The sequence below is a fragment of the Streptomyces sp. NPDC001941 genome (assembly GCF_040296945.1).
Taxonomy (GTDB): Bacteria; Actinomycetota; Actinomycetes; order Streptomycetales; family Streptomycetaceae; genus Streptomyces.
The window spans coordinates 161,097-177,318 of sequence record NZ_JBEOYE010000003.1 but is presented as its reverse complement, the minus strand read 5'-3'; the positions used below and the strand labels follow the sequence as shown (position 1 = coordinate 177,318).

Genomic DNA, 16,222 nt, shown 5'->3' with positions numbered 1-16,222 from the left:
GTCCGGGAAGCCGGAGTGACCTTCTTCGCAGTCGACACGCTCCCACGGTGGCCCGGCCCACCGGGCGGGGCCACCGCAGCGGGCTATACGGGTGCCAGCGCGCAGCGCGTGATCAGCTCGTCCATCGACAGGCCCAGCGTGGCCGCCAGGGCCGCCACGGTGAAGAACGCGGGCGTCGGCGCCCGGCCCGTCTCGATCTTGCGGAGCGTCTCGGCGGAGAGGCCGGCGGCCGCAGCCACCTCGACCATGCTGCGCCCGCCGCGCGCCTCGCGCAGCATCAGGCCCAGGCGCTCGCCGCGCTCGCGCTCTTCGGGGGTCAGGGGCGTACGAACCATGGGGCCCATCCTAAGCGACGACACGGTATTCTCATACCGGTATAGTAATTGGCATGGTGGAGATCAAGACAGACAAGTCCCTCGAAGCGATGCGCGCCGCCGGGCGCGTGGTGGCCCAGGCCCTGACCGCCGTGCGGGAAGCGGCCCGCCCCGGCGTCACCCTGCGCCAGCTCGACCGGGTCGCCCGCGGCGTCCTCGACGAGGCCGGCGCCGGCTCGCCCTTCCTGAACTACCGGCCCTCCTGGGCCCCCGTCCCCTTCCCCGGCGTCATCTGCGCCTCGGTCAACGACGCCGTCGTGCACGGCGTCCCCGACGACAGCAGGCTCGCCGACGGCGACCTCGTCAGCATCGACTGCGGCGCCGTCCTGGACGGCTGGGTCGGTGACTCCGCGATCAGCTTCACCGTCGGCCGCGCCCGCCCCGAGGACACCCGCCTCGTCGACACCGCGTACGCCGCCCTCGAAGCCGGGATCGCCGCCGCCCGCGTCGGCAACCGCATCGGCGACATCGCCCACGCCGTCGGCCGCGTCTGCCGCGCCGCCGGGTACGGCATCGCCGACGGCTTCGGCGGCCACGGCGTGGGCCGCTCCATGCACGAGGGCCCGGACGTCCCCAACGAAGGACGCCCGGGCCGGGGCATGCACCTCAAGCACGGCATGGTCCTGGCCATCGAGCCGATGCTCCTCGCGGGCGGCGGCGACCACCACTACACCGGCACCGACGGCTGGACCGTGCGCACCCTGGACGGCAGCCGCGCCGCCCACACCGAGCACACGGTGGCCATCACCCACGACGGCCCCCGCGTCCTCACCGCCCTCTAGGGCCTGTTGCGAAGGTCCCGCGCTCAGGACCCGGCCGGGCGCACGACCATCGCCGAGCCGCCGCCGCGCCGCACCTTCTCGGCCGCCGCCAGCCAGCGCCCGTCCGGCATCCGCTGCACCCCGGTCGCCGCGCCGATCTCCGGATTCAGCTTGAACACGTGCCCCAGCTTCTCCAGCTCGGCCTTCAACGGGCTGTTCCACAGCGCCGGTTCGAGCTCCGTGGTCGGCTGGTTGCGCTGACTCGCGCGCGGCGCGGCGATCGCCTCGACCAGCGGCAGGTGCCGGTCGACCACCCCGGTCAGCGTCTGCAGCACGGTCGTGATGATCGTCGCCCCGCCCGGCGAGCCCAGCGCGAGCACCGGACGCCCGTGCCGGTCCAGCACGATCGTCGGGGAGATCGAGGAGCGCGGGCGCTTGCCGGGCCCGGGCAGGTTCGGGTCGTGCACGGCCGGGTTGGCCGGCGCGAAGGAGAAGTCCGTCAGCTCGTTGTTCAGCAGGAAGCCCCGGCCCGGCACGGTGATGCCGCTGCCGCCGGTCGACTCGATCGTCAGCGTGTACGCCACCACGTTGCCCCAGCGGTCCGCGACCGTCAGGTGCGTGGTGTTCTCCCCTTCGTACGTCGTCGGGGCCGGCGTGCCCGAACCGCCGCAGCGCGCCGGGTGCTCCGGGTCCCCCGGCGCCAGCGGGCTCGTCAGCACCGCGTCGTCACGGATCAGGCAGCCGCGCGAGTCCGCGAACCGCTGCGACAGCAGCCCCCGCGTCGGCACGTCCTCGAACGCCGGGTCCCCCACCCAGCGGCCCCGGTCCGCGAACGCGATCCGGCTCGCCTCGATGTAGCGGTGCAGGTAGCGCGCCTGGTCGGCCGCCGAAAGGTCCGTGCGCTCAAGGATGTTGAGCGCCTCGCCGACGCTCGTACCGCCCGAGGAGGACGGCGCGATGCCGTACACGTCCAGGCCCCGGTAGGAGACCTTCGTCGGCTCCTGACGCTTGGTCCGGTACGCCGCCAGGTCCCGCAGCCCCAGGTCACCGGCCCGCACCTTGCGGGTCGCACCGTCGCCCACCGGCGGCTTGCGCACCGTGTCCACGATGTCGCGCGCCAAGTCCCCCCGGTACAGTTCCCGCACGCCCTCACGGCCGAGCTCCGCGTACGTACGCGCCAGGTCCGGGTTCTTGAACGTCGAGCCCACCACCGGCAGTTGACCACCCGGCAGGAACAGCTCCGACGTCGCCGGGAAGTCCCGGAACCGCGCCTCGTTGCCCGCCGTCTGCGAACGGAACGTCTCGTCCACCCTGAACCCGTCGCGCGCCAGCTTCTCGGCCGGCTTCAGGAGCTGGCCCAGCGACCTGCTCCCCCACGCGTCCAGCGCCGTCTGCCAGGTGGCGGGCGTACCCGGCGTGCCCACGCTCAGCCCACTGGTCACCCCCTCGTCGAACGGGATCGGCTTCCCGTCCTCCTGGAACAGCTTCTCGTCCGCCGAACGCGGCGCCGTCTCCCGCCCGTCGATCGTCCGCACCCGCCGCGAGGCGGCGTCGTAGTACACGAAGTACCCGCCGCCCCCGATGCCCGCCGAGTACGGCTCGGTGACCCCCAGCGCCGCCGCCGTCGCGACCGCCGCGTCCACCGCGTTGCCGCCCTTGCGCAGCACCTCGATGCCCGCCGCCGACGCGTCGGCGTCCACACTCGCCACGGCACCGCCGTAGCCCACCGCCACCGGCACCTTCGCGGGCGCGGCCGCCCCGGCGGGCGGCGCGGCCGTCGGCGGCGCGGCCGCCCCCACCGAGAGCACCGTCGCGGCGACGGCCAGGACCGTGGCGTGACGTACAGCGGAGCGACGCATCCGTACCTCCTGTGGACGACCGTCCGCGCAGCGTAACCGCCCGGCGCCGCAGCCGTCAGGAGCACCTCGGACAACCCCGCGGAACACCGCTACCATGCGCGCCCATGAATGAAGACCTGCGCAACGTCGTGCTCGGCGTCCTGGCCACCGGAGTGAGCGCCTCCATCGGCTGGCTCGCCCGCACCTACCTCTGGCGTCGCAAACTCCACCGCAAGCAGGCCTTCTTCGGGCTGCCGGGCAACGCCGAGTGCCTGCTCGTGGTCAACCGCGAGGCGGGCAGCCCCGAGGGCGCCGTGCACCGCTTCGACGTCTTCGCCCTCCTCGAACTCTCCGCCCTCATCAAGGACTGCGGCGCCAACGCCCAGATCGTCCAGCACGACCTGGCCCAGCAAGGGTTCGGCGAACGCACGGAGTTCTGCCTCGGCGGCCCCTACTCGAATCGCCGCATGGCGGCACACCTGGCGAGCCTGCTCCCGGGCATCAAGATGAACGTGGAGACCGAACCGCCGCAGGAGCGCGGGGCGTTCACCATCGGCACGGAGCGCTACCGGATGGAGCCGGGGATCGGCGAGTACGTCCTGCTGGCCCGCCTCACCGCCGGCGAGGGGGCCCGCCCGGTGTTCCTCTTCTGCGGCCAGCGCGCCATCACCAACCAGGCGGCGACCCGCTACCTGGTGCGCCACCACGAGAGACTCGCGCGCAAGCACGGCGCGAACTCCTTCGTCCTGCTCCTGAAGGTCGTCAACTCCCAGGCGTACGGCCCCGACGTGGTGGAACTGGTCGCCGACGTCACCCGCGCCGCCCAGTCCGCCCTCCCGGCCCCGAGGAACTCCCACCGGGCGATCACCTGACCGCGCCCCCGGCGACCTCTGCGACCCCTGCGACCTCTGCGACCTCTGCGACCTCGGCAGCGAGCCCTCGCGCCCTGGGCCCCCTATCCGCGTCCGGGGCCCTGCCGTACCCGGGCCCCTTCCCGTGCCCGGGCGGCTGGGTCATGTTATTTCCATCGGAAGCGCCTTGATCCCGTTGATGAAGTTCGACACCAGTCGGCGCGGCGGCCCGGCGGGCGCGAGGCGGCGCAGGGCGGCCAGCGCCTCCTCGTACAGCACGCGCAGCTGGAGCCTGGCGAAGTGGGCGCCCAGGCAGACGTGCGGCCCGTCGCCGAAGGAGACGTGCGGGTTCGGCGTCCGTCCCAGGTCCAGGCGGTACGGATCGCGGAAGGCGCGCTCGTCGTAGTTGGCGGAGGCGTGCAGGACCACGACCTTGTCCCCCGCGCGCACCGGCTGACCGGCGATCCCGGTGTCGCGGGACGCGGTGCGCCGGAAGGAGAGCACCGGCGGGTGCCAGCGCAGGAGCTCGTCCACGGCGGTGGGCAGGCCGACGGTCCCCGTGCGCAGCCTGTGCTGTTCCTCCGGGTGCTCGGCCAGGGCCAGCAGTCCGCCGGGGGCGGCGCTCCGAACGGTGTCGTTGCCCGCGACGGTGAGCAGGAAGAAGAACATCTCCCGCTCGGGATCGGTGAGTTCACCCGTCGCCAGCACGGTCATGATGTCGTCGCCGGGCACCTTGCGCTTGTACGCGGCGAGCCGGCGCGCGTAGTCGAACATCTCGCGCAGCATCCCCGGCGAGCGCGGGTTCACGGGGACGCCGTCGGGCCCGAGGACGGGCGGCTCGTCGGGGTCCTGGTAGGCGATGACCCGCTCGGTCCACTCCAGCAGCAGGCCGCGGTCGCTGTCGGGCACCCCGAGCAGGTCGGTGAGGTTGAGCAAGGCGTAGTCGTCGGTGACGGCCGCCACCAGGTCGACGACCGGTCCCGACTCGCGGGCGAGCGACAGGAGTTCACGGGCGCGTACCCGGACGGCCGCGGCGAACCGGTCGACCCTGCGCGGCGTGAAGGCCCGGCTGACCAGGCGCCTCAACCGGCCGTGTCCGGGCGGATCCTGATTGAGCATCATGCGGCGGATGAACGGCAGGTCCTCGGGCGCGGGGTCACGGATCTGGGTGGCGCCGAGGTACGAGGAGAAGGCGGCCCCGTCCTTGAGGACCCGTACGACGTCGGCGTGGCGGGCGACCGCCCAGTACCCGCTGCCCGGGGGCCAGCCCAGGACCTCGTACTCCTCCTGCCACGACACGGGCCGGTGCGCGCGCAGGGCGCGGAAGGCGGCGTGCGGGATGCCGCGCGCGTAGAGGCGCGGATCGAAGACGTCGTACGCCCCCGGCACCGCACCGCCCCCACCACCCGCACCCTCCACTCCCCCGCCGGCGCCCACCACCGGCCCCACACCCTCGCCCACACCCGTGCCCACGCCCTCACCGTCACCCACCACCCGGCCTCCACCCCCGTCCGCAGTCCGCCATCCGCCATCCGACCGTTCCCGCCCCACTCCACCCCTCCCCTCCCCTCATCCCCTCCCCAGGCGAGGCCCCGCGCATACCCGGACCGGACGGGGGCACCCGGCAACCTCCCTGGTAACGCCCGGGTCTCCGACAAGGGACCTTCGCCTCTTTTCCGATCAAGGTGATGTCAGGCATGTCACACGTGAAATGACGGAAATCACCGGGATCGCCGCAACCGCGCGTGGGCAGGCGAACTCTCATCCAGAGACAGTGATCGCACCGGAGGTTTTTCAGTTGAGCCGCAGCTCCATACGCACCCCGCTCCGCCGCCCCGCGGCCCGCCGCGCCGCACTCGCCGGCACCGCGGTCCTCGCCGTGGCGCTCACCGCGTGCTCGGGCGGCAAGGACGCCGGCGGCGCCGACATGGGCGGCAAGCCGGAGACGAAGATCTCCGTCAACCTCACCGGCAAGCAGGCCAAGGCGGGCCAGCCGGTCAAGGTCACGCTGGCCGACGGCAAGCTCCAGCAGGTCAACGTGATCGACTCCAAGGGCGGCAAGCTCGACGGGAAGATCTCGTCCGACGGCCGCACCTGGACCTCCGTGCGCAAGGCCGCGCCCGGCACCGCGTACTCGGTCGAGGCCCGTGACGACAAGGGCGGCAGCGCCAAGGCGGACTTCACCACCGCCGCGCCGGACAAGGTCAACAAGCTGTCGCTGGTCCCGGGCAAGAACAGCACCGTCGGCGTCGCGCAGCCGCTGTCGATCGTGTTCGACCACCCGGTGAAGGACAAGGCCGAGGTGGAGAAGCACCTCAAGGTCACCACCAGCAACAACACCGAGGGGTCCTGGGGCTGGATGGAGGACTGGTCGGGCAAGTCCCGGGTGGACTGGCGCCCCAAGGAGTACTGGAAGTCCGGCACCAAGGTGACGCTGAACGCGGACCTCAACGGCGTGGACTCCGGCACCGGCGGCTGGTTCGTGCGCGACTACACGACCAACTTCACCGTGGGCAAGAACCAGGTGGTCAAGATCGACCTGGACAACCACCGGCTGAAGATGTTCCGCGACGGGCAGCAGATCAAGGACGTGCCGATGTCGGCGGGCACGCCCGGCGGCGACAAGGCGTCCTGGCGCGGCAAGATGGTGCTGATGGCCAAGGAGGGCACGATCAACATGCGCTCCGAGACAGTCGGCCTGGGCGACGCCTACGACAAGATGGTCGACTACTCGATGCGGATGACCTGGTCGGGCATGTACGCGCACGCCGCGCCGTGGAACGCCGCGTACTTCGGCAACACCAACCACAGCTCCGGCTGCGTGGGCATGAGCGACTCCGACGCCTCGTGGGTGTACGAGAACGTGCAGGTCGGCGACCCGTTCGAGGTGACCGGCGACGACGCCAAGGGCACCCAGGCGCTGAACAACGGCTACGGCGAGTGGAACCTCAGCTGGGCCGACTGGCAGGCCAAGAGCGCCCTGAAGGGCACGGCGCAGGGACAGTAGTCGGCCGCGCGGCTCAGAGCAGTTTCTCCGGGGTCAGGGGCAGGTCGCGCACCCGGGTGCCGGTGGCGTGGTGCACGGCGTTGGCGACGGCGGCGGCCGCCCCGGTGATCCCCAGCTCGCCCGCCCCGAGGATGCCGAGCGGCATCGTCGGGTCGGGCTCGTCGAGGAAGTGCACGGTGATCGGTGGAATGTCACCGTGCACGGGCACGTGGTACCCGACGAGGCCCGCGTTCATGATCCGTCCGGTGCGGGGGTCGTGCAGGGTCTCCTCCATCAGCGCCTGCCCGATGCCCATCACGATGCCGCCGCGCAGCTGGCTCGCGGCGGTCTTGGCGTTGACGACGGTGCCGATGTCGAAGACCCCGAGCCAGCGCGTGACCCGGGTCTCGCCGGTGTCGGCGTCCACCCGGACCTCGCAGAAGTGGGCGCCGGACGCGGCCCGCACCCGGGCGCGGGCGCGGACGCGCTCCAGGAGGGCGTCGACGCGGTTCGGGGCGGTGTCCACGACCACCTCGTACGGGAGCGGCCGGCCGGCCCCGACCGCCTCGCGGACCCGGGCGCAGGCGGCGAGGACGCCCGCCGCGACGGCCGCCGTCTGCGCGGAGCCCCCGGCGCACGGCCCGGTCGGCAGCAGCGTGTCCCCGTGCTCCACGCGGACCGCGTCGAAGGGCACGCCGAGCGCGTCGGCGGCGATCTGCGCGTGCGCGGTGGCACCGCCCACGCCGATCTCGTGGAAGGCGCAGCGCACCAGGACGGTGCCGTCGGCGGCGAGCCGCACCGAGACCCGGGCGGGCTCCAGCCAGGAGGGGTGGTACGCGGCGGCGGCGCCGGTCCCCACCAGCCAGCGGCCCCAGCGCCGCACCCCGGGACGGGGGTCGCGCCCGGCCCAGCCGAACTCCCGCGCCCCCTGCGCCAGGCAGTGCGCCAGTCCCCTGCGGGTGTAGCGGCGCCCGTCGAGCGGGGCCCGGTCGGGCTCGTTGCGCAGCCGCAGCTCGACCGGGTCGAAGCCCGTGCGGTGGGCGAGCTCGTCCATCGCGGACTCCAGGGCGAAGGAGCCGACGGCCTCGCCGGGTGCGCGCATCGCGGTGTTCGCCATCACGTCACGCGTGACGTGATCGCGGTGGAGGAGCAGGTGGTCCGCGCCGTACAGCAGGGCACTCGCGGCGGTGAAGTGGTCCGGGTCGCCGCCGACCCGTGCGGTGCGGGTGGTGCCGCTGTGGGCCAGCGCGGTCAGGACCCCGTCCCGGTCGGCGCCGAGCGCGACGCTCTGGTGCGAGGGGGCGCGCCCGCCCACCGAGCGGTAGACGCCCTCGCGGGTCAGGGCGATGCGCACCGGGCGGCCGACGGCGCGGGCGGCCCGGGCGGCGAGCACGGTGACCGGCCACACGGCGATCTTGCCGCCGAAACCGCCGCCGACCTGGGCGGCCACCACCCGCACCCGTTCGGGCGGCAGCCGGAAGGCGTGGGCGAGGTGGGCGCGGACGCCGTCGAGGTGCTGGGTGGTGTCGTGCACGGTGAGCCGGTCGCCGTCCCAGGCGGCGGTGCTGGTGTGGGGTTCCAGCGCGTTGTGGTGCTGGGGCGCGGTGGAGTACTGGGCCTCGAAGCGCACGGCGGCCAGGCCGAGGCCGCGCTCCACGTCGCCGGCGCGCTCGCGCGCCACCGGGCGCGAGCCCTCCTCGTCGAAGCGGACGGCGGCGGGCAGCGGGTGGTAGCGCACCCGGACCAGGCGGGCTGCCTCGTGGGCGGCCTCGGGGGTCTCGGCGACGGCGACCGCGACGGGCTGGCCGTCCCAGTGGACGGCGTCGGAGCCGAGGCAGTCGACGTTCACGCCGCCGCCGGGGGCGCCGGGCCGTACCGCGGGCGCGTCGCGGTAGGTGAGGACGGCGAGCACGCCGGGTACGGCGGCGGCCTCCTCGGTGTCGAGGGCGATGATGCGGCCCCGGCTGACGGTGGCGTGGACGAGGGCGCCGTGGGCGAGTCCGTCGAGCGGGACGTCGGCGGTGTAGCGGGCGGCGCCGGAGGTCTTGGCGGGGCCGTCGACGCGGTCCAACGACCGCCCTACGTAAGGCGCGTTGGTGACCTCGACCGGCGCCTGGGGCCGGTGGGGCGCGGGCCCGGTCGGGCCGGGTGCCGTGTCCGTCATGCGCCGGGCTCCTCACGCGGGACGGACAGGTCGCGCGGGACGGCCCGATCACCCGGGGCGGCCAGGTCGCGCAGCACGGCGACGGCGAGGCGCAGTGCCATGTCACGTTTGAAGGTGTTGCGTGACACGTGACCGCCCGCCCCCCGCTCCAGCTCCACGGCCACCGCCCGCCGGAAGGCGGCCTCGGTCGCGGGTGCGCCGGTCAGGGCGCGCTCGGCGGCGTGGGCGCGCCAGGGGCGGGCGGCCACCCCGCCCAGGGCCAGCCGGACGCGGGCGACGCGTCCGGAGCGTACGTCCAGCGCCGCCGCCACCGACACGAGGGCGAAGGCGAACGAGGCCCGGTCGCGGACCTTGCGGTACGCGCTCGGCATGGCGGGCTCCCCCGGCAGCACCACGGCCGTGACCAACTCCCCTGGTTCCAGGGCGTTCTCGCGGTGCGGGGTGGTGCCGGGCAGCAGGTGGAAGGAGGCGGCGGGGACGGTGCGCGGGCCGGCCCGGCCGTGGATCTCGACCTCGGCGTCGAGCGCGGCCAGGGCCACGCAGAGGTCAGAGGGGTGCACGGCCACGCAGTGCGGGCTCGCGCCGAGCACCGCGTGCGCCCGCTCCAGGCCCTCGGCGGCGTCGCATCCCGCGCCGGGCAGCCGGCGGTTGCAGCGTGCGGCGGTGTCCTGGAAGTAGGGGCACCGGGTGCGCTGCAACAGGTTGCCGCCGACGGTCGCCATGTTCCGCAGCTGCGGCGAGGCGCCGGCCAGGACGGCCTGGGCGAGGAGCGGGAAGCGGTCGCGGACGCGCGGGTCGGCGGCCAGGCGGGAGTTGCGTACGAGGGCCCCGACGCGCAGGCCCCCGGTGCCGGTCTCCTCGATGCCGTCGAGCGGCAGGGCGGTGAGGTCGACGACGGTGTGCGGGGTCTCGACGCCCGCGCGCATCAGGTCCACCAGGTTGGTGCCGCCCGCGAGGTAGGCCACTCCGGGCCCGGCGGCGGCCAGCGCCTCGTCGAGCGCGGTGGGCCGCAGGTAGTCGAAGGCCTTCACCGGCCCGCCGCCCCGGCAGTGGCCGCGGATCCCGCGGGGGCTCCCGCGCCGCCGAACGCCTCGGCCCCCGCGACCTCGCCGATGGCCGCCGCGATCCCGTTGTAGGCGCCGCAGCGGCACAGGTTGCCGCTCATCCCCTCGCGCACCATGTCGTACGTGACATGGCACCGGTCACGTTGCGCCTCCGCGAGCAGGGCGACCGCCGAGCACAGCTGTCCCGAGGTGCAGAAGCCGCACTGCAGCCCGTCGTGGCGGACGAGCGCGTCGCGCAGTGGATGGCCGGCCAGGCCCTCGACGGTGGTGACGTCCCGGCCGTCGCAGCGCACGGCCAGCTCCAGGCAGCCGAGCACCCGCTCGCCGTCCAGCAGCACCGTGCAGGCCCCGCAGGCCCCCTGGTCGCAGCCCTTCTTGGCGCCGGTGAGACCGAGGTGGTCGCGCAGGGCGTCGAGCAGGCTGACCCGTACGTCGACCTCCAGGTCGCGGTCCGTACCGTTCACCCGCATCCGCAGCATCCGCAGCACGCGCCGAAGCTATCGGAGCGGGCGCTCCGCCCGGCTCACTGACACCCCGTCCAACAATCGTTACCCGCACGTAACTTACCGACGGGTTACCTGAGGTAAGCCCCCGTGGTTACCGTCGGGTCACTTTCGGCGCCCCAACCGACGCACGCACCCCGTGCGTCACGGGCGCCGCACACGACGCACCCGGGGGTCCGGAGCCGCGACCCGCGGGTGCGCACTGAGTGAGGAGTGACCCGTGGGACGAGCGCGCAAGGCCCTGCGCACCACCACCGTCGGCACCGTCTCCGCCGCGCTCGCGGCCGGGACCGCCCTGGCCCTGACCCCCGCCGCGGCCGCCCAGGCCGACGACGCCGCCCCGGCCGGGGTGCGCTTCGTCGACATCACCGGCGACGGCGGCACCGTGCTCAAGGCGAACGTGGTCACCCCCTCCGGCGCGGCGGCCGGCACCCGCTACCCCGTGGTCGTGCTGCCCACCAGCTGGGCGGTGCCCCAGATCGAGTACCTGGTGCAGGCCAAGAAGCTCGCCGACTCCGGTTACGTGGTGGTGAGTTACAACAGCCGGGGCTTCTGGCAGTCCGGCGGGAAGATCGAGGTCGCGGGCGCCCCGGACCTGGCGGACGCCTCCAAGGTGATCGACTGGGCGCTCGCCAACACCCCGGCGGACCCGGCGAAGATCGGCATGGCCGGCGTCTCCTACGGCGCGGGCATCAGCCTGCTCGCCGCCGCGCACGACAAGCGGATCAAGGCCGTGGTCGCGATGAGCGGCTGGGCCGACCTCATCGACTCCATCTACAGCGGCCGCACCCAGCACCTCCAGGCCGCCGCGCTGCTCGGCGGCGCCGGGTACCTCACCGGCCGCCCCAGCGACGAACTCCAGGGAATCCTCGGGGACTTCCTGGGCTCGAAGCTGGACAAGGAACAGAACATGATCGACTGGGGCCGCAAGCGCTCCCCGGTCAGCTACCTGGACCAGCTCAACGCCAACGGCACCGCGCTGATGCTCGGCAACGCCTGGGGCGACACCCTGTTCCCGCCCAACCAGTACGCCTCGTTCTTCGAGAAGCTCAAGGGCCCCAAGCGCCTGGAGTTCCGCCCCGGCGACCACGCGACCGCCGAGGGCCTGGGCCTGCTCGGACTGCCCAACGACGTCTGGGACAACGCCCACCGCTGGTTCGACCACTACCTGAACGGCGACGACAACGGCATCGACCGCGAGCAGCCGGTGCAGCTGAAGTCCCGCGGCGGCGGCGCCTACGAGGGCTACCCGGACTGGAAGTCGGTCAATGCGGACGCCCGCAAGATCGCGCTGGGCGGTTCGCAGAGCGTGTGGGCGAACGTGGACTCGGGGGCCAACGGCGGCATCGTGCTGCTGTCGAACCTGCTGGACCAGTTCACCAAGGTGCCGCCGACCGCCTCGATCCCGCTGCTGCCGCGCTCCTTCGCGGCGGTGTGGCAGTCCGAGCGGTACGCGACCGGGCAGCGGGTGCGCGGGACGGCGAAGCTGCACACCACGGTCTCCAGTACCGGGTCGAGCGGCACCCTCGTCGCCTACCTCTACGACGTGGGCCCGCTCGGCCTCGGCAAGCTGGTCAGCAATGCGCCGTACACCTTCCACGACAGGACGCCCGGCCAACCGTTCGGCGTGGACCTGGAGTTGTTCTCCACGGCCTACGACGTCCCGGCCGGACACCGGCTCGCCCTGGTGATCGACACCGTCGACCCGCTCTACATCGAGCACAACCCGACCGGCGCGCGGCTGACCTTCTCCTCGCCGGCCGCCGACCCGTCGTACGTGTCGGTGCCGCTGCGCGAGGGGTGATCTCCGGCCGCTGCCGGGCGGGTGGGGCCCACGGGGTTGCACCCCCTCCAGCTACTGCGCGCCCGGCAGCAGCGTCCCTGGTTCGGCCGGGGCGACGCCCGCGGCCTCCGTCTTGGGATTGCGCTTCTGCCGTCTGGCCACCCAGGTGGCGAACCAGGACAGGAGCATGCACATCCCGATGTAGATCGGCGAGATCACCATCACCACGGGGATGAAGGGCAGATCGTAGTCGAGGTTCGACGCGATCAGCTTCCCCGCGTGGAGGAACTCCTCGTAGGTGATCAGGTATCCGAGCGAGGTGTCCTTCAGGGCGACCACCAGCTGGCTGATGATCGTCGGCAGCATCGCGCGCACCGCCTGCGGCACCAGTACGTACGTCATGACCTGGGTCTTGCGCATGCCCAGCGCGTACGCGGCCTCGCGCTGGCCGCGCTCCACGGAGTTGACGCCGGTGCGGAACACCTCGGCGAGCACGGAGCCGTTGTAGAGCGTGAGCCCGGTGACCAGCGCGGGCAGCGGCTGGACCTTCAGCGCCACGAAGACGAAGAAGATCATCACCAGGACGGGCATGGCCCGGAAGAACTCCACGAACAGCGTGGCGAGCCGGCGCAGCACGGCGTGGTCGGAGAGCCGCCCGACGGCGAGCAGCGCGCCGAGCGCGAGGGAGAGCACGGCGGCGTACGCGAAGGCCTTGAGGGTGTTGCCCAGGCCGCGCAGCAGCAGCTCCTGGATGCCCTTGTACGCGAAGGGCCTCCACTTGGTGGCGGTGAACTGCCCGGTGTCGAAGAGCAGGTAGAGGATCCAGCCGAAGAGCGCGGCGATCACGACGGTGGACGCGACGCCGTACATCAGGTGCCGTCGCCGGGTGTGCGGCCCGGGGATGTCGTAGAGGGCGGTGGAATCCGTCACCGGGCTACTCCGAATCGCTTCTCGAGCCAGTTGAAGAGCGCGCTGATGGACAGCGTGATGACCAGGTAGCCGACCGCGATCCAGACGAAGGTCCAGATGATGCTGTAGCCCAGCTCGTTGAGCGTCTTGTAGGTGCCGAGCAGCTCGGTGACGCTGAACGCCCCGGCGATGGCGGAGTTCTTGGCGAGCGCGATCAGGGTGGAGCCGACCGGCGGGATGACCGAGCGGAACGCCTGCGGCAGCACGACCGAGGTCAGCGTCTGGCCGAAGGTCATGCCCAGGCTGCGGGCGGCCTCGCCCTGTCCCCTGGGCACGGTGTTGATGCCGGAGCGCAGCGCCTCGCAGATGAACGCCGAGGTGTAGCAGCCGAGCGCGAGGACGGCGAACACCTTGAAGGGCAGCACGAGCCCGAAGCGCGGCAGGCCCAGCAGGACGGCGAAGAACAGCAGGGTGAGCGGGGTGTTGCGGAGCACGGTGACCCAGACGGTGCCGAAGACCCGGAAGGAGCCGACGGGCGCCACCCGGAAGGAGGCCATCAGGAAGCCGAGCACCAGCGCGAGCAGCGAGGCGAGGACGGTGAGCTCGACGGTGCCGAGGAATCCCTTGCCGTAGAGCGAGAAGTTCTCTGTCAGTACGTCCATGGCTGCCTCAGCTCGCCGGGTAGCGGTCGATGGGCGGGGGCGGGGTGGCCTTGCGCCCGGACAGGCCGAGCGTGGCGTCGTACGCCTTCTGCCAGTCGCCGTTCTTCTCGTGCGCGGCGAGGGCGTCGTCGAGCGCGAAGCGCAGGGTGTTGTCGCCGCGGGGCACGCCGATGCCGTACGGCTCCCGGGAGAAGGGCTTGCCGACGACCTTGAGCTCGTCGGGGACCTTGGCGGCGTAGCCCATCAGGATCGTGTCGTCGGTGGTGACGGCGGCGACCTGGTAGGTGAGGAGGTTGTCGACGCAGATCGAGTAGGTGTCGTAGGCGACCAGGTCGGCGCGCGGGTAGTCCTTCTCGATGCGCTGGTACGGGGTGGAGCCCGCGGCGGAGCAGACGCGCTTGCCGGCCAGGTCCTGGGGGCCCCGGACGTCCTTCTCGTCGGTGCGGACGAGGAGGGACTGGCCGGCCAGGTAGTAGGGCCCGGCGAAGCCGACGAGCTTCTTGCGGTTGTCGTTGATGGTGTAGGTGCCGACGTAGTAGTCGATCTGGCCGTTCTGCAGGGCCGTCTCGCGGTTGGCGGAGGCGATCGTGCGGAACTCGACCGTCTTGGGGTCGAAGCCGAGGGAGGCGGACAGCATCTTGGCGATCTCGATGTCGAAGCCGGAGTAGACGCCCGTGGCGGGGTCCTTCTCCCCCATGTAGGGCTGGTCCTCCTTGGCGCCGACGACGAGGTGGCCGCGGCGCTGGGCCTTGGCCCAGGTCGCGGAGCCGGGCAGCCGGAAGCCGGCCGCCACCTGGTAGCGGGGCAGTTCGTCGGCGGTGGGGCCCTTGACCGGCGGGCTGCCCTCCTTGCCGCAGGCGGCGGCGAGCAGGGCCAGCAGGGCGGCGGCCAGGGTCCTGGTGGTGCGCTCCATGGTGGCTTCCCCCGTCAGTGCTTGAGGATCTTGGAGAGGAAGTCCTTGGCCCGCTCGCTCTCCGGGTTGGTGAAGAAGTCCTCGGGGGTGCGGTCCTCGACGACGCGTCCGTCGGCCATGAAGACGACGCGGTTGGCGGCGGAGCGGGCGAAGCCCATCTCGTGGGTGACGACGACCATGGTCATGCCGTCGGCGGCGAGCTGCTGCATGACCTCGAGGACCTCGTTGATCATCTCGGGGTCGAGGGCCGAGGTGGGCTCGTCGAAGAGGAGCGCCTTGGGGTCCATGGCGAGGGCGCGGGCGATGGCGACGCGCTGCTGCTGGCCGCCGGAGAGCTGGGCGGGGTACTTCTCGGCGTGGGCGGCGAGGCCGACGCGCTCCAGGAGTTCGCGCGAGCGCCCGTCCGCCTCGTCCTTCTTGCGGCCGCGGACCTTGACCTGGGCCAGGGAGACGTTCTCCAGGACGGTCTTGTGGGCGAAGAGGTTGAACGACTGGAAGACCATGCCGACTTCGGCGCGGAGCCGGGCCAGGCCGCGGCCCTCCTCGGGGAGCGGGCGGCCGTCGATGGTGATGGTGCCGGACTCGATGGTCTCCAGGCGGTTCATCGTCCGGCACAGGGTGGACTTGCCCGAGCCGGAGGGGCCGATGACCACCACCACCTCGCCGCGCCCGACGGTGAGGTCGATGTCCTGGAGGACGTGCAACTGCCCGTAGTACTTGTTGACGTCACGCAGCTCGATCAACGGATCGACGGCCATACGCTGCCCTGCCCCACTCTCAGCTGTGTCAGGTCAGCGCAAACTATCCACCCCGAAAAGGGACTTCACACCCGACACGCATAAATGGGGCATAAGCCGTATTTACTGCAAAGGAGGGAGGCGCGGCCCGATGCCCGGGCGCGCCGGGCCGATTCAGCCCTCGGACGCCTCCGCGTACACCTGCGACAGCTCGGGCGCGCCCGAGCCGGCCCACTCCTGGCCCGCCTCCACCACGTCGATCTCGCGCCCCGAGGCGAGCCGCACCACCGGGTGCCCGCCGGGCCACACGTGCCACGCGGAGCCCGCCACGGTGCGCACGATCACGGTGCCCAGGTACAGGCCCGCGTCGTTGCCCAGCCAGGGCAGCTCCTCCGGGTCGTCGCGCCAGCGCGGCGGCAGCTGGTCGAGGGCCTCCAACGAGCCCTGGGTGTCGTCCAGTTCGACCCCGGACTCCTGGGCCCTGGCGCGCAGCAGCTCGCACTCGGAGAAGAGTTCGGTGATGCCCTCGGGGTCCTCGGTGAAGACCGCGGCCAGCGGCCGCGCCCCCGTTTCACCCTGCCGCCGCCGCCAGTTCTCCCAGAATGCGATGTTCATCCGAACAGCCTCGCACTCCCACCGCCGAAGGCACCACTGGGCACGCTGGAGTCCGCCCCCAC

Annotated in this window: 15 protein-coding genes; 4 read left to right on the top strand and 11 right to left on the bottom strand. The window is 72.6% G+C overall.

Annotation, left to right across the window (positions count from 1 at the left end; all coding sequences use genetic code 11):
- Positions 1-83: 83 nt before the first annotated feature.
- A complete protein-coding gene (locus tag ABT160_RS04365) occupies positions 84-335 on the bottom strand; it encodes a helix-turn-helix domain-containing protein (RefSeq protein WP_351643353.1) in 252 nt (83 codons plus the stop codon).
- Positions 336-388: 53 nt separating this feature from the next.
- Here ABT160_RS04365 and map point away from each other — a divergent pair, with 53 nt between their 5' ends.
- On the top strand, positions 389-1,156 hold the full coding sequence (gene map / locus ABT160_RS04360) for a type I methionyl aminopeptidase (protein WP_351643351.1): 768 nt from the start codon (positions 389-391) through the stop codon (positions 1,154-1,156).
- A gap of 23 nt (positions 1,157-1,179) precedes the next feature.
- Here map and ggt read toward each other — a convergent pair whose 3' ends face one another.
- The gene (ggt, locus tag ABT160_RS04355) at positions 1,180-2,994 is read right to left on the bottom strand and encodes a gamma-glutamyltransferase (protein WP_351643349.1); all 1,815 of its coding nucleotides are present in this window, start codon (positions 2,992-2,994) and stop codon (positions 1,180-1,182) included.
- Between the two features lie 104 nt (positions 2,995-3,098).
- Between ggt and ABT160_RS04350 the strand changes: the two genes are divergently transcribed.
- Positions 3,099-3,845, top strand: coding sequence for a hypothetical protein (locus tag ABT160_RS04350; RefSeq protein WP_351643346.1), 747 nt, complete (start codon positions 3,099-3,101; stop codon positions 3,843-3,845).
- 141 nt (positions 3,846-3,986) lie between these two features.
- Here the strand turns inward: ABT160_RS04350 and ABT160_RS04345 are convergent, their stop codons facing one another.
- Positions 3,987-5,213, bottom strand: a complete 1,227-nt coding sequence (locus ABT160_RS04345; protein WP_351643683.1) for a cytochrome P450 — start codon at positions 5,211-5,213, stop codon at positions 3,987-3,989.
- 409 nt (positions 5,214-5,622) lie between these two features.
- Here ABT160_RS04345 and ABT160_RS04340 point away from each other — a divergent pair, with 409 nt between their 5' ends.
- Complete coding sequence (locus tag ABT160_RS04340; RefSeq protein WP_351643343.1) at positions 5,623-6,831, top strand: L,D-transpeptidase; 1,209 nt, start codon at positions 5,623-5,625, stop codon at positions 6,829-6,831.
- Positions 6,832-6,844: 13 nt separating this feature from the next.
- Here the strand turns inward: ABT160_RS04340 and ABT160_RS04335 are convergent, their stop codons facing one another.
- The 3 genes from ABT160_RS04335 to ABT160_RS04325 are packed head-to-tail and all read right to left on the bottom strand — an operon-like array spanning position 6,845 to position 10,517.
- Complete coding sequence (locus ABT160_RS04335) at positions 6,845-8,974, bottom strand: xanthine dehydrogenase family protein molybdopterin-binding subunit (RefSeq protein ID WP_351643342.1); 2,130 nt, start codon at positions 8,972-8,974, stop codon at positions 6,845-6,847.
- The gene (locus ABT160_RS04330; RefSeq protein ID WP_351643340.1) at positions 8,971-10,005 is read right to left on the bottom strand and encodes an FAD binding domain-containing protein; all 1,035 of its coding nucleotides are present in this window, start codon (positions 10,003-10,005) and stop codon (positions 8,971-8,973) included. The genes ABT160_RS04335 and ABT160_RS04330 overlap by 4 nt, the downstream gene beginning before the upstream one ends.
- Positions 10,002-10,517 carry a (2Fe-2S)-binding protein gene (locus tag ABT160_RS04325; RefSeq protein ID WP_351643680.1) on the bottom strand — a complete coding sequence of 172 codons (516 nt, stop codon included), beginning with the start codon at positions 10,515-10,517 and terminating at the stop codon, positions 10,002-10,004. The genes ABT160_RS04330 and ABT160_RS04325 overlap by 4 nt, the downstream gene beginning before the upstream one ends.
- Positions 10,518-10,761: 244 nt before the next feature.
- On the opposite strand from ABT160_RS04325, the gene ABT160_RS04320 reads away from it, so the two are divergent.
- Positions 10,762-12,345 carry an alpha/beta fold hydrolase gene (locus ABT160_RS04320; protein WP_351643338.1) on the top strand — a complete coding sequence of 528 codons (1,584 nt, stop codon included), beginning with the start codon at positions 10,762-10,764 and terminating at the stop codon, positions 12,343-12,345.
- Positions 12,346-12,396: 51 nt separating this feature from the next.
- On the opposite strand, the gene ABT160_RS04315 is transcribed toward ABT160_RS04320, so the two are convergent.
- From ABT160_RS04315 to ABT160_RS04295, 5 genes are all read right to left on the bottom strand, one after another.
- Complete coding sequence (locus tag ABT160_RS04315) at positions 12,397-13,194, bottom strand: amino acid ABC transporter permease (RefSeq protein ID WP_351643678.1); 798 nt, start codon at positions 13,192-13,194, stop codon at positions 12,397-12,399.
- A 56-nt stretch (positions 13,195-13,250) separates the two neighbouring features.
- Positions 13,251-13,895, bottom strand: a complete 645-nt coding sequence (locus ABT160_RS04310) for an amino acid ABC transporter permease (protein ID WP_351643335.1) — start codon at positions 13,893-13,895, stop codon at positions 13,251-13,253.
- Between the two features lie 7 nt (positions 13,896-13,902).
- Positions 13,903-14,808 (bottom strand): glutamate ABC transporter substrate-binding protein, encoded by a 906-nt coding sequence (locus tag ABT160_RS04305; protein ID WP_351643334.1) that lies wholly within the window; start codon positions 14,806-14,808, stop codon positions 13,903-13,905.
- 14 nt (positions 14,809-14,822) lie between these two features.
- Positions 14,823-15,566, bottom strand: a complete 744-nt coding sequence (locus ABT160_RS04300; protein ID WP_351643332.1) for an amino acid ABC transporter ATP-binding protein — start codon at positions 15,564-15,566, stop codon at positions 14,823-14,825.
- A gap of 153 nt (positions 15,567-15,719) precedes the next feature.
- A complete protein-coding gene (locus tag ABT160_RS04295; RefSeq protein ID WP_351643331.1) occupies positions 15,720-16,160 on the bottom strand; it encodes a DUF6278 family protein in 441 nt (146 codons plus the stop codon).
- Between the last annotated feature and the right edge of the window lie 62 nt (positions 16,161-16,222).

Excerpts from the sequence above, each read along its gene's own strand:
- ABT160_RS04365 (WP_351643353.1), bottom strand. The coding sequence starts at position 335 with ATGGTTCGTACGCCCCTGACCCCCGAAGAGCGCGAGCGCGGCGAGCGC.
- map (WP_351643351.1), top strand. The coding sequence starts at position 389 with ATGGTGGAGATCAAGACAGACAAGTCCCTCGAAGCGATGCGCGCCGCC.
- ggt (WP_351643349.1), bottom strand. The coding sequence starts at position 2,994 with ATGCGTCGCTCCGCTGTACGTCACGCCACGGTCCTGGCCGTCGCCGCG.
- ABT160_RS04350 (WP_351643346.1), top strand. The coding sequence starts at position 3,099 with ATGAATGAAGACCTGCGCAACGTCGTGCTCGGCGTCCTGGCCACCGGA.
- ABT160_RS04335 (WP_351643342.1), bottom strand. The coding sequence starts at position 8,974 with ATGACGGACACGGCACCCGGCCCGACCGGGCCCGCGCCCCACCGGCCC.
- ABT160_RS04325 (WP_351643680.1), bottom strand. The coding sequence starts at position 10,517 with ATGCTGCGGATGCGGGTGAACGGTACGGACCGCGACCTGGAGGTCGAC.
- ABT160_RS04315 (WP_351643678.1), bottom strand. The coding sequence starts at position 13,194 with ATGTACGGCGTCGCGTCCACCGTCGTGATCGCCGCGCTCTTCGGCTGG.
- ABT160_RS04310 (WP_351643335.1), bottom strand. The coding sequence starts at position 13,895 with ATGGACGTACTGACAGAGAACTTCTCGCTCTACGGCAAGGGATTCCTC.
- ABT160_RS04305 (WP_351643334.1), bottom strand. The coding sequence starts at position 14,808 with ATGGAGCGCACCACCAGGACCCTGGCCGCCGCCCTGCTGGCCCTGCTC.
- ABT160_RS04300 (WP_351643332.1), bottom strand. The coding sequence starts at position 15,566 with ATGGCCGTCGATCCGTTGATCGAGCTGCGTGACGTCAACAAGTACTAC.
- ABT160_RS04295 (WP_351643331.1), bottom strand. The coding sequence starts at position 16,160 with ATGAACATCGCATTCTGGGAGAACTGGCGGCGGCGGCAGGGTGAAACG.